This window comes from Streptococcus sp. 27098_8_73, from assembly GCF_041432495.1.
GTDB lineage: Bacteria > Bacillota > Bacilli > Lactobacillales > Streptococcaceae > Streptococcus.
Genome location: NZ_JAPVZT010000004.1, coordinates 127,524 through 139,601 on the forward strand (window position 1 = coordinate 127,524; position 12,078 = coordinate 139,601).

At 45.3% G+C, this 12,078-nt stretch carries 12 protein-coding genes and 1 pseudogene; 8 read left to right on the forward strand and 5 right to left on the reverse strand.

Annotated features, from left to right (window positions below):
• Positions 1–118 precede the first annotated feature (118 nt).
• Positions 119–559 carry an arginine repressor gene (argR, locus tag O3651_RS04205; protein WP_045500171.1) on the forward strand — a complete coding sequence of 147 codons (441 nt, stop codon included), beginning with the start codon at positions 119–121 and terminating at the stop codon, positions 557–559.
• A 73-nt stretch (positions 560–632) separates the two neighbouring features.
• Positions 633–3,182 carry a DNA mismatch repair protein MutS gene (gene mutS, locus O3651_RS04210; RefSeq protein WP_371609662.1) on the forward strand — a complete coding sequence of 850 codons (2,550 nt, stop codon included), beginning with the start codon at positions 633–635 and terminating at the stop codon, positions 3,180–3,182.
• 191 nt (positions 3,183–3,373) lie between these two features.
• Here the strand turns inward: mutS and O3651_RS04215 are convergent, their stop codons facing one another.
• Together O3651_RS04215 and O3651_RS04220 are read right to left on the reverse strand one after the other, a co-directional pair.
• Positions 3,374–3,844, reverse strand: a complete 471-nt coding sequence (locus O3651_RS04215) for a DUF3021 family protein (RefSeq protein WP_005591479.1) — start codon at positions 3,842–3,844, stop codon at positions 3,374–3,376.
• Positions 3,841–4,281 (reverse strand): LytTR family DNA-binding domain-containing protein, encoded by a 441-nt coding sequence (locus tag O3651_RS04220; protein ID WP_371609663.1) that lies wholly within the window; start codon positions 4,279–4,281, stop codon positions 3,841–3,843. The genes O3651_RS04215 and O3651_RS04220 overlap by 4 nt, the downstream gene beginning before the upstream one ends.
• A gap of 184 nt (positions 4,282–4,465) precedes the next feature.
• Here O3651_RS04220 and mutL point away from each other — a divergent pair, with 184 nt between their 5' ends.
• Positions 4,466–6,409 carry a DNA mismatch repair endonuclease MutL gene (gene mutL, locus O3651_RS04225; protein ID WP_371609664.1) on the forward strand — a complete coding sequence of 648 codons (1,944 nt, stop codon included), beginning with the start codon at positions 4,466–4,468 and terminating at the stop codon, positions 6,407–6,409.
• Positions 6,410–6,444: 35 nt separating this feature from the next.
• Here mutL and O3651_RS04230 read toward each other — a convergent pair.
• Positions 6,445–6,977 (reverse strand): annotated as a pseudogene (locus O3651_RS04230) (RDD family protein).
• Entirely contained in the window at positions 6,961–7,464 is a 504-nt protein-coding gene (locus O3651_RS04235) for a helix-turn-helix domain-containing protein (RefSeq protein ID WP_371609665.1), read from the reverse strand. Before O3651_RS04235 ends, O3651_RS04230 begins: the two are co-directional and overlap by 17 nt.
• A gap of 169 nt (positions 7,465–7,633) precedes the next feature.
• Here O3651_RS04235 and ruvA point away from each other — a divergent pair, with 169 nt between their 5' ends.
• The 4 genes from ruvA to O3651_RS04255 all read left to right on the forward strand — a co-directional run bounded on the left by ruvA (position 7,634) and on the right by O3651_RS04255 (position 10,081).
• A complete protein-coding gene (ruvA, locus tag O3651_RS04240; protein ID WP_371609666.1) occupies positions 7,634–8,224 on the forward strand; it encodes a Holliday junction branch migration protein RuvA in 591 nt (196 codons plus the stop codon).
• Between the two features lie 9 nt (positions 8,225–8,233).
• Positions 8,234–8,788 (forward strand): DNA-3-methyladenine glycosylase I, encoded by a 555-nt coding sequence (locus tag O3651_RS04245; protein ID WP_371609667.1) that lies wholly within the window; start codon positions 8,234–8,236, stop codon positions 8,786–8,788.
• A gap of 4 nt (positions 8,789–8,792) precedes the next feature.
• Entirely contained in the window at positions 8,793–9,452 is a 660-nt protein-coding gene (locus O3651_RS04250; protein WP_371609668.1) for a type II CAAX prenyl endopeptidase Rce1 family protein, read from the forward strand.
• Positions 9,453–9,523: 71 nt separating this feature from the next.
• A complete protein-coding gene (locus tag O3651_RS04255) occupies positions 9,524–10,081 on the forward strand; it encodes a GNAT family N-acetyltransferase (RefSeq protein WP_223368470.1) in 558 nt (185 codons plus the stop codon).
• Positions 10,082–10,124: 43 nt separating this feature from the next.
• On the opposite strand, the gene O3651_RS04260 is transcribed toward O3651_RS04255, so the two are convergent.
• Entirely contained in the window at positions 10,125–10,535 is a 411-nt protein-coding gene (locus O3651_RS04260; protein ID WP_223368469.1) for a helix-turn-helix domain-containing protein, read from the reverse strand.
• Between the two features lie 269 nt (positions 10,536–10,804).
• Between O3651_RS04260 and O3651_RS04265 the strand changes: the two genes are divergently transcribed.
• On the forward strand, positions 10,805–12,061 hold the full coding sequence (locus tag O3651_RS04265) for a competence/damage-inducible protein A (protein WP_371609669.1): 1,257 nt from the start codon (positions 10,805–10,807) through the stop codon (positions 12,059–12,061).
• Positions 12,062–12,078 lie beyond the last annotated feature (17 nt).

Here is a 12,078-nt window from a genome sequence, read left to right on the forward strand (position 1 = left end):
CCTTTGGGTCTTTTGTTACTATTCTATCATATTTTATGAGGAATCTTCAATTTTTTTGGTATAAGATAGATTTTTTGATATAATTGAGAGTATAAATATTCAGTCAATGAGGTCGAGTATGAGAAAGAGTGAGCGTCATCAGCTTATTAAATGGATGATCAAGGAAGAAAAGTTAGGAACACAAAAGGATATTCAAAAAAGACTGGAAGATGAGGGGATATTTGTAACCCAAACAACCCTCTCGCGGGATTTAAGAGAGATTGGCTTGACCAAGCTGAAGAAAGACGGACAAGTTTACTATGTGCTGGCTCATGAAGCAGAGGAGTTGGACCTAGCTGGATTTCTGGCCAGTCATGTTCAAGCTGTTTCTAGAGCGGAGTTTACGCTGGTTTTCCGTACAGGACTGGGCGAAGCGACGGTCTTGGCAAATGTGGTAGATGGTTCTCTGGATAGTCGGATTTTAGGAACTGTTGCAGGTGCCAATACCTTGCTTGTGATTTGTCGGGATCAAGAAGCGGCTAGAGAAATCGAGACGAGTGTCAAAGAAGGCATGGAATAGCTTGATAGCTTAGAATTGACGGAGAGGTTTGAGACGGAAGTCCTGACCTCGTTTGTTTTTAGAAAGGATAGAGATGGCAGTAGAAAAGTTATCGCCAGGCATGCAGCAGTATTTGGATATCAAAAAGGACTATCCAGATGCTTTCTTGCTCTTTCGGATGGGGGATTTCTATGAGTTGTTTTATGATGATGCGGTCAATGCGGCCCAGATTTTAGAGATTTCTCTCACAAGCCGCAATAAAAATGCTGAAAATCCAATTCCCATGGCCGGAGTTCCCTATCATTCGGCGCAGCAGTATATTGATGTTTTGGTCGAATCAGGCTATAAGGTAGCGATTGCGGAGCAGATGGAAGATCCCAAAGAAGCCAAGGGGGTTGTTAAGCGGGAGGTCGTTCAGGTTATCACACCGGGAACGGTAGTGGACTCCACTAAGCCGGACTCTGCGAATAACTTTCTGGTGGCTCTGGATTACTCAGGCGGCCTCTATGGTCTGGCTTATATGGACTTGGTGACCGGTGAGTTTCAGGTGACCAGTCTAGAGGACTTTGCCTTGGTCTGCGGGGAAATCCGCAATTTGAAGGCTAGGGAAGTGGTGCTGGGCTATGCCTTGCCAGAAGCTGAGGAGCAGATCTTGGCAGGACAGATGAACCTCTTGCTGTCCTATGTGCAGATGGCCTTGGACGATGTTCGGCTGCTGGGAGAGGAACTGTTTCCGATGGAGCGTCAGGCAGCAGGGAAATTGCTGGAGTATGTGCACCGGACCCAGATGAGAGAGCTCAATCATTTGAAGAAGGCCCAGCATTATGAAATCAAGGACTTTCTGCAAATGGACTATGCCACCAAGGCGAGTTTGGATTTGACAGAAAATGCTCGCTCGGGCAAGAAGCACGGCAGTCTTTATTGGCTGATGGACGAGACTAAGACGGCCATGGGCGGCCGTATGCTGCGCTCTTGGATCCAGCGTCCGCTCATTGATGAAGCGCGAATTACCCAGCGGCAGAATGTCGTCGAGGTTTTTCTGGATCATTTCTTTGAGCGGAGTGATTTGACGGAGAGCCTCAAGGGAGTCTATGATATCGAGCGCCTTGCTAGTCGGGTTTCTTTTGGCAAGACCAATCCTAAGGATCTGCTGCAGCTGGCAGCAACATTGGGCAATGTGCCTCAGATTAAGGCTATTTTGCAAGGAATCGGCAGTCCGCATCTAGCTCGTTTGATTGAGGGCTTGGATCCTATTCCAGAGTTGGCGGGCTTGATTAGCTCAGCTATTTCGCCGGATGCACCCCATATCATCACCGAGGGCAATATCATTCGGACCGGTTTTGACGAGACCTTGGATCAGTATCGACTTGTGCTACGGGAAGGGACTGGATGGATTGCAGAGCTGGAAGTCAAAGAACGTGCTAACAGCGGCATCAGCAATCTGAAGATTGATTACAACAAAAAAGATGGTTATTATTTCCATGTGACCAATTCTCAGCTTGCTCATGTTCCCAGTCATTTCTTCCGCAAGGCGACCCTGAAAAATTCGGAGCGTTTCGGAACGGAGGAGTTGGCACGAATTGAGGGAGAGATGTTGGAGGCGCGTGAAAAATCTGCTAATTTGGAATACGAGATTTTCATGCGGATTCGCGAGGAAGCTGGCAAATACATCCAGCGCTTGCAGGCCTTGGCACAAACGCTGGCAGCTGTAGATGTCCTGCAAAGCTTTGCTACGGTGGCAGAACAGCAGCATTTGGTACGCCCTGTCTTTACTGCGGAGCGCCGTCTGCAGATTGAAAAAGGTCGGCATGCTGTTGTGGAAAAGGTCATGGGTGCCCAAAGCTACATTCCAAATAGTATTCTGCTGGACCAGGAAACGGATATCCAGCTGATTACCGGGCCTAATATGAGCGGGAAATCGACTTATATGCGCCAACTGGCGATCATCGTCATTATGGCACAGATGGGCTCTTATGTGCCCGCTCAGTCTGCCAGTCTGCCGCTATTCGATGCGATTTTCACTCGCATTGGTGCAGCGGATGATCTGGTGTCTGGCCAGTCCACCTTTATGGTGGAGATGATGGAGGCCAATCGGGCCATTCGACAAGCTAGCGAGCGTTCACTCATTCTCTTTGATGAGCTGGGACGTGGAACGGCTACTTATGATGGGATGGCGCTGGCTCAGGCTATTATCGAGCATATTCATCACTATACTGGAGCCAAGACCCTCTTTGCCACCCACTATCATGAGCTGACAGCCTTAGAGGATAGCTTGGAGCATTTGGAAAATGTCCATGTGGCAACCTTGGAGAAGGACGGACAGGTGACTTTCCTGCATAAGATTGAGCCGGGTCCAGCTGACAAGTCCTACGGAATCCATGTAGCGAAGATTGCCGGACTTCCTGAGAAATTGTTGGAGCGGGCAGACAGCATTTTGAGTCATTTGGAAAGTCAGGATACCGGACTAGGAACAGAGCTTCCTACCGAATCCAGACAAACACGGTCGCAAGTAGCAGAGCAGATGTCTCTTTTGGCAGAAGGGCCGGAAAATCCAGTCCTGACTGAACTCCGAGACTTGGACATCTACAATATGACTCCCCTGGAAGTCATGGCAGCAGTGGCCGAGCTCAAGAAGAAGTTGTAAAAATAAAGAGGCTGGGACAAAAGTCCTAACCTCTCAATTGTCTTTGGATTGTCGAGCAAGACGCAGTGGTTGAGTGGGCTCTACTACGCTGATTTCATCAGCTTTTACAGCCCTACTCAACTGTGCGGAGGTGGGACGACGAAATCGAATTCTAACGAATTACCGATTTCTGTCCCACTCTCTTTTTATTCTCACGATTTGCTAGACAAACCGCTATTGATTTTTTGAATGTTGCGGTAGGTGCGGTAGTAGATGGCACCTGAAATGATTAGATAAATGAGGGTGAATTCCCCGACGGCAGTCAGTGTCAGACTGAGTATTTTTTCTCTTGGGAAAAATCCAGCTAGATTAGCCAAAAGTGCAAAGGTCAGAATCATCACGCCAAAGTGGCTAACGATGGAGCGCAGAATGCTCCAGTCTCTTTGGAAGAAGCTTCCACTCCATCTGAAAATAGCTCCCATGATAAACCAGATAAGCAGGCAGTAGAGCATGATAAGGGAAACATGGACATGCTGGCTCAAAAAGAAGTGACCGATAGGCGAGTCAGGGTGCAGCGGTAGATAAGCTGGATTGTAAAAATAAGAAACAATCATGGAGAAGAAGAGACCGATGAAAATCCCTCCAATCCCTCCGAAAAAGAGTTTTTTAAGACGAGTTTTCATAATTGCAACCTTTCTTTAATGGATTTGAGATAACGGCGGGACGAGTAAGTCTGATCGCCGTTTTTCAGAAATATTTGAATCAGACCATTTGGAGTCAGCTTGAGGTGGCTGATTTGTCGGCTATTGATAATTTCCGACTGAGAAATCTGCAGGAAATAGTCCGGTAGGACCTGCAGCAATTGATAAAGAACTTGTTGAGCTCGATAGCCGTCTTTTGCTGTTCGGACTCGGACCTGACGATTTTCTGTATAGATTCGGTGGATTTCCTTAGCATCCAGCAAATAGATTTCGTCCTCTTTCTTGACATGAATCTTGTCCACTTTGCCTAGATCTTGAACAAAGTGGACCAATTCCTGAATACTTTCTGTCATGAGGCGAGCCTCAATGCTGACGAAGTCTTCGGTGACTTGAGAATCTATTCTTAGCTTAACTTTCATAACTTCCTCCTTTCACCTTTATTAAACCGCAACATGGCAGAGAAAACAAGCCCTTTTGTCTATGTGGCAGCTATTTGTGTCTATATGGTTGGGCTTGCGAGCAGAGTGGTTGAGAAAAGGCTGTCCTCTGCTAGAAAGAGCCCAATGTGTTATAATAGATAGCAGAACAGATACGGAGAAAAAGATGTCAAAAATTATCGAACTTCCAGAAATTCTAGCCAATCAGATTGCGGCCGGTGAAGTCATTGAGCGACCTAGCAGCGTGGTCAAGGAGCTAGTGGAAAATTCAATTGATGCGGGTGCAAGTCAGATTACCATCGAAATCGAGGAGGCCGGACTCAAGACTATCCAGGTAACGGATAATGGTGAGGGTATAGACCACGAAGATGTCCCTCTGGCTCTTCGACGCCATGCTACTAGTAAAATCAAGAAGCAGGCGGATCTCTTTCGGATTCGGACACTGGGTTTTCGGGGCGAGGCTATTCCTTCCATTGCTTCTGTCTCACGTTTTACTATTGAGACAGCGACGGAAGCCGGCCAGCACGGAACTTTGCTGGTTGCTCAGGGTGGCGAGATTGAAGAGCATGTGCCTACCAGCAGTCCGGTGGGAACGAAAATCAAGATAGAAGATCTCTTCTTCAATACTCCGGCCCGGCTCAAGTATATGAAGAGCCAGCAGGCTGAGCTGTCCCATATCGTTGATGTGATTAATCGGCTCAGTCTGGCCCATCCGGAAGTAGCTTTCACCCTTATCAGTGACGGCCGCGAAATGACACGGACTGCCGGCAGTGGCAATCTGCGTCAGGCTATTGCAGGAATCTATGGTTTGGCAACAGCTAAGAAAATGGTGGAAATCTCTGCATCGGATTTGGATTTTGAAGTGAGCGGCTATGTCAGTCTTCCTGAGTTGACTCGCGCCAATCGGAATTATATTACGATCCTTATCAACGGCCGCTATATTAAGAATTTCCTGCTCAATCGTGCTATTTTGGACGGCTACGGCAGCAAGCTTATGGTAGGACGATTTCCACTTGCGGTCATCAATATTCAGATTGACCCCTATCTGGCCGATGTCAATGTCCATCCGACCAAGCAAGAGGTGCGGATTTCTAAAGAGCGGGAACTCATGACCTTGATTTCACAAGCCATTGCGACTAGTCTCAAGGAGCAGGATCTTATCCCAGATGCTTTGGAAAATCTAGCCAAATCAACTGTTAAGCGTGCCAATAAGCCTGAGCAGACCAGCCTTCCCCTTAAAGAAAATCGCCTCTACTACGATAAGGAGCAGAATGACTTCTTCCTCAAGCCACAGGTGGCCGAGCAACAGCTATCCTTTGAAGAGTCAGCAAAGCCTGTTCATGAAGCGACAGATGAAAAAGCAGAACCGCAACCGACTTCGGTCAAATTCGCAGAGAGAAAGCTGGCCAGCTATGATCAACTAGACCATCCCGAGCTAGACCAGGCTAGTCTGGAGCGGGCTGTGGATAAGTTGGAACAGGAAGAGAAGTCAAGCTTCCCAGAGTTAGAATATTTCGGCCAGATGCATGGCACCTATCTCTTTGCTCAGGGCAAGGGCGGTCTTTACATTATTGACCAGCATGCAGCCCAAGAGCGGGTCAAGTATGAGTATTATCGGGAGAAGATTGGAGATGTGGACAATAGCCAGCAGCAGCTCTTAGTGCCCTATATCTTTGAATTTCCAGCAGACGATATGCTGCGAATCAAGCAGCGGATGGAGCTGTTAGAAGATGCTGGCATCTTTTTAGAAGAGTACGGAGCCAACCAGTTTATCCTCCGTGAGCATCCCATTTGGTTCAAGGAAGAGGAGATTGAGGCCGGCATCTATGAAATGTGTGATATGCTTCTCCTTACCAAGGAAGTTTCCATCAAAAAATATCGAGCAGAACTAGCCATTATGATGAGCTGCAAACGCTCCATCAAGGCCAATCATAGTCTGGATGACTACTCTGCGCGTGACTTGCTCTTTCAGCTGTCCCAGTGTGAAAATCCTTACAACTGTCCACACGGCCGGCCGGTCTTGGTCAACTTTACCAAGTCGGATATGGAAAAAATGTTCCGCCGCATTCAGGAAAACCACACTAGCCTGCGGGAGTTGGGGAAATACTAAACTCTATAGAAGATCAAACAGCCCTAGTCATGGAACTAGAGCTGTTTTGAATTTTTGAGCTGAACTTGTGTTTCAGCAAGTAAATCAGCTGGATGGCGTTTGTCCTTGCGAAGCAGTCCCATCAGCAGAAAGATTAAGAAGAGAATCCCTGCTGAAGTTGACAAGAAAATTGACAGAGCATCTGCTTGATAAGCACTACGGACAGCTCCCAGATGCCCCAGCTGCCAAGGGAAAAACTTGATAGCAGAGCGCAAAAGGCTGTGAGCAAAGCTCCTATGCTTGTAAACCAACTGTAAACCTGCCCAGCGCTTGCCAAAACTGCCTTTTCGATAGTCTAGCCAAAGTCTAGCCAAGCAAAGATAACTGTTAGGGTCAGGACTGAGGTAGAAAAAGCCAGAAGCTGGCTCTGGGATTCAGTGAATGTAGGAATGCCCCCTAGAACCAGATTGTAAAAGCCCATAGCTAGTAAAAAAAGAGCAATGAGGTAGCCCGAGATGAAGAGCCAGTCTCCAATCAGCTCTTTCATACAAGTTTTGACAGGTATGGGATTGTCAGTTTTTAGTTTCATCTTTAGCATCTTCTTTTTTAGAATCATCAAATCCGATAACCTTGTCCAGATACTTTTCCTTCATTTTTAGCGCTTTGTTAATAGCCATTGCGGATGCGACTAAGAGGAAGAAGGCCAACCAGACCAGGCCAGTGAATTTTGCTGGAAAGATAGAACCTGCGGAAAAGAGATAAATAGCCAAGGCTAATACAAAAATATACAAAACATGCCAGAAGCCATAAGATTTCACTTGCTTATAGTAGCGGTCTTTTTCGTCTTCTGAGAGGACGGGTTTTATTTCCGGTTTGTCACTTTCTTCTAAAAGCAGATAATCTGTCGTCACCTGGAAAATCTTGCTCAGTTCTACAATTTTTTCCAGCTCTGGCAATGCTTGGCCGGACTCCCACTTGGAAATGCTCTGGCGAGAGACATTGATTTGTTCAGCTAGTTTTTCTTGTGACCAGCCTTTTTCTTTTCTTAGTTCAAATAATTTATCAGCGAGTTTCATCGTGACGGCCTCCTTTTCTTTGCTAACTCTATCCTAACAGCTTTTCCTTATCTTGAGAATACAGTTTCCTGTACATTTTGTCAACCAATGGTTGCACTTCTGTTTGCAGTTTCCAGACAGAAAATATGATATACTAGATAGGCAAAATGATACAAAAAGAAGGAAGATTATGTACGAATATTTTAAAGGAATCATCAGTAAAATCACAGCCAAGTACATTGTGTTGGAAGTCAATTCTATAGGCTATATTCTTCATGTGGCCAACCCCTATGCTTACTCAGGGCAACTTCATCAGGAAGCCAAGGTCTATGTTCACCAAGTAGTGAGAGAAGACGCGGAGCTCCTGTACGGTTTTGCGACCGAGGAGGAGAAGCAGCTCTTTCTCAGCTTGATTTCAGTCTCAGGTATTGGCCCAGTGTCTGCCCTAGCTATTATTGCGGCGGATGATAATGCTGGCTTAGTGCAAGCCATTGAGCAAAAAAATATCACCTATCTGACCAAGTTTCCTAAGATTGGCAAGAAGACGGCCCAGCAGATGGTGCTGGACTTAGAAGGCAAGGTAGTGGCGGCAGATGGTCAAGCAGAAAGCAAGGCACCCGTCCAGACTGTGGATAATCAGGAGCTGGAAGAAGCCATGGAAGCCATGCTGGCTCTGGGCTACAAAGCTGCGGAACTTAAGAAAATCAAGAAATTCTTTGAAGGCACGACGGATACTGCAGAAAACTATATCAAGTCAGCTCTTAAGATGTTGGTTAAGTAGGAGGAAGATATGACTAAACGCTGCGGCTGGGTAAAGATGAACAACCCTTTATATGTGGCCTATCATGATGAGGAGTGGGGCAAACCCCTCCATGATGATCAGAAATTATTTGAATTGCTCTGTATGGAGACCTATCAGGCTGGACTTTCTTGGGAGACCATTCTGAATAAACGTCAGGCTTTTCGGGAAGTTTTTCATTTCTATGATGCCCAGAAAATTGCTCAGATGACGGATGCGGATCTGGATGATTTGTTGGGCAATCCCGACATCATCCGTAACAAGATGAAAATTTATGCAACTAGGGCTAATGCCCAAGCTTTTTTGGCTGTTCAAAAGCAGTTTGGCTCTTTTAATGACTATATCTGGTCCTTTGTAGATTTCAAAACGATTGACAATGAAATTTTGGACTACGAGGAAGCGCCAGCCAAGACAGAGCTGTCAGAAACTATGTCCAAGGCGCTGAAAAAGCAAGGCTTCAAATTTGTCGGTCCAGTTTGTGTCTATTCATTCTTAGAAGCAGCTGGCCTTATCAATGACCATGAAAAGAATTGTGATTGGAAGTAGAACAATGAAAACAAGAAAATTTCTCCTCATTTTTATCACCCTCTATACGATCTTCTTTCTAGGTAGAGGCTTGCAGTTGATTGGAATAAATTGGCTGATTTATCCAGTTTATTTCCTTTTATTTATCTTGGGAATCTTAGCTTATCGGGAAGAATTAAAGGAGCAGTTGGCCTTGATTCTGACTAAGAAGAAGGAATTTCTAAAAACGATCTCCTTGTATATGTTCTTTGTTTTCCTCCTGTCCATTGCCTGCAACCAGCTTTCAGTTCTGATTAAACAGAGTCTGGGCTTGCCATTGCAGGGGCAGAATGATGCCAGTATTCAAGGTGCCTTGTTGAAAAATCCCTTTCTAATCTCGGTTTTCGGTTCCTTTATCGGGCCGTTCGTTGAAGAGTTTTTCTTCCGCCGCTTTTTCTTAGGTACCTTCTTGGCAAAATTCTCTAACTGGCTCGGTATTGTGTTGACAACCATTCTATTTGCCACTCTTCATATGCACAGCTGGGCCTTATCAGAGTGGGTGACAGCTATTTCCTATATTGACGGAGGTCTTCTTTTCTCGCTCTTGTATCTGAGAAAGGACAAAAATATCTGGTATCCAATTGCCCTTCATTGTTGCAACAATATCATTGCTTTTGTGATTACAATTTTTTCAATAAGCCAGTAGACTGCTAAGTCAATAAAAAGAAGATATTGTGCTCTAGTCATTTTTTAGATTATTCAGAAAGGAAATGAAGGATGGATAATAGAGCCTTAGTATATTTGGCAGAGAATCCTATCTTGGAGACGGAGCGTCTCCTCTTACGTCCTATGACTATGGATGATTTGTTGGATTATCATGAATATACTTCAGATGGAGAATTATTAAAATATGATTATCCAGAGCACCAAAGCATAGAAGAGAGCCGAGAGAGCCTTGTCTTATATAATTTAAGTGCTCCTTTGGGCCGCTACGGTATCGAGTTGAAATCTGAAGGTAAATTAATTGGCAATATCTCTCTTCGAATAGATACGGAACAAGAAACGGCGGAAATAGGCTATACAGTCAATGCTGACTATCACAGAAAAGGTTACGCAACTGAAGCAGCCTTAGCCTTGAAAGAATTGGCTCAGAACATGCCGGGGGTAAAGATATTTCTTGCCCACACGACTAAGCCCAATCTTGCTAGTCAAGGAGTTTTAGAAAAAATTGGGATGACACTGATGTGGGAAAAGGAGGGAGTGAGCCTTCGCGGAGAGCCAACCATCCGTCTCCGCTATGAAAGTCAGTTAAAGAATGACGAAAAAAAGGCCTAGACAAGATAGTTGTCTAAGCCTTTTCTGTAGAGTGTGAATATTATTACTCCTCCTTCTGCATCCAAATCTTTTCCTTGATAAAGATGCGCAGCTCGAAGAAAAGCATAAAGAGAGTGGAAATGAGGAAGCCAGCCATAAAGATATGGTGTAAATAGGCAAAGATGGCAATTTCAACCAAAGCGGAGAAGAGGTAGAAAATGACCAAATAGTGCCATTTCTTGGCCTTGCTGTCTTCGATAACCTTTTTCTCCAAATGCTCATCCTCCTTGATGAGCTGATCTAGACTGAGATCAAACTCCCGACTGATAGCGATGAGATTGCTAATATCAGGGATTCCTTTTCCACTTTCCCAGCGGGCAATGGCAGAGCGAGAAACCTTGAGTCTTTCCGCCAAAGCCTCCTGAGTGAGTTGATTTTGTTGACGAATGTCTTTGAGAACTTGTGAAATTTTCATGATGATTCCCTTTCTAATAACATAAATAATTTTTCTTTCCATCCTTTTCATGTTTATTATAAAAAGAAAAGTCTCCTTTGCCAATAGTATCTGCCTAACAATCCAGTTATTCTCCATAACAAACAGATTTTTAAAAGTTATCCACAGGATGTTGACAACTTTGTCAATCAAGTTGACAGCTCTTTTTATTTCCTGAAAAGAAAATCAACTTTTTTACTCTTTTTTGTGATAAAATAAAGCCAATTCCGAATAGTAAGGTAGGAGGTTCTATGAAAGCAGAAATTATTGCTGTGGGCACCGAGATTCTGACGGGTCAGATTGTCAATACCAATGCCCAATTTTTATCTGAAAAACTGGCGAGTCTGGGAGTTGATGTCTATTTTCAGACAGCAGTAGGGGACAATGAAAACCGTCTCCTCTCTGTCCTAGAAATTGCCAAAGAGCGCAGTGATTTAATTATCCTGACAGGAGGCTTGGGGCCAACAGAGGATGATTTGACCAAGCAGACCTTGGCTAAGTTTGTAGGCCGAGAGTTGAGCTTCGACCCAGCGGCTGTGGAAAAGTTGGATCGTTTTTTTGCTAGCCGACCAGACTATGCCCGAACGCCCAACAATGAGCGTCAGGCCCAGCTGGTTACAGGCTCGACTCCGCTACCAAATGCGACTGGCTTAGCTGTCGGAGGATTGTTAGAAGCAGACGGAGTGACCTATGTAGTCCTGCCTGGCCCGCCTAGCGAGCTCAAACCTATGGTCAATAACGAGCTGGTTCCCCTCTTATCCACAGGTCAAAAACTGTATTCACGGGTGCTGCGCTTCTTCGGAATTGGCGAGAGTCAGCTGGTGACTATTTTGGCTGAAATGATTGATCAACAAAGTGATCCGACCATTGCACCTTATGCAAAGACGGGCGAAGTGACCTTGCGACTGTCCACCAAGGCATTGAGTCAGGCAGAAGCGGATACTAAGTTTGAGGCTGTGGAAAAGTCTATTTTGGCCTATCAGACTTTTGAGGGACAGACTTTGTCTGAGATTTTCTATGGTTACGGGGATGACAATTCCTTGGCACAGGTGGCTTTTGACTTGCTCAAGAGTCAAACGAAGACGATTTCGGCGGCGGAGAGTTTGACAGCAGGCCTCTTTCAAGCGACCTTGGCTGATTTTGCTGGAGCTTCCGCTATTTTTTCAGGTGGCTTTGTCACCTATAGCATGGAAGAAAAGAGCCGGATGCTGGATATTCCACTGGGAGAGCTGGAGAAGCATGGTGTCGTTTCAGCTTTTACGGCTGGGAAAATGGCAGAGCAGGCTAGAAAGTTGACTCAGAGTGACTTGGCTGTCAGTCTGACAGGTGTGGCAGGTCCAGATTCACTGGAAGGCCATCCAGCTGGGACAGTTTTTATCGGCTTAGCGAGTGAATCAGGAACGGAAATTATTGAGGCCAATATTGCTGGTCGTAGCCGACGGGATGTGCGTAAGATTGCTGTTATGCATGCCTTCAACCTCGTACGAAAAACTTTATTAAAGAACTGATTTTTGGTATAATAAAC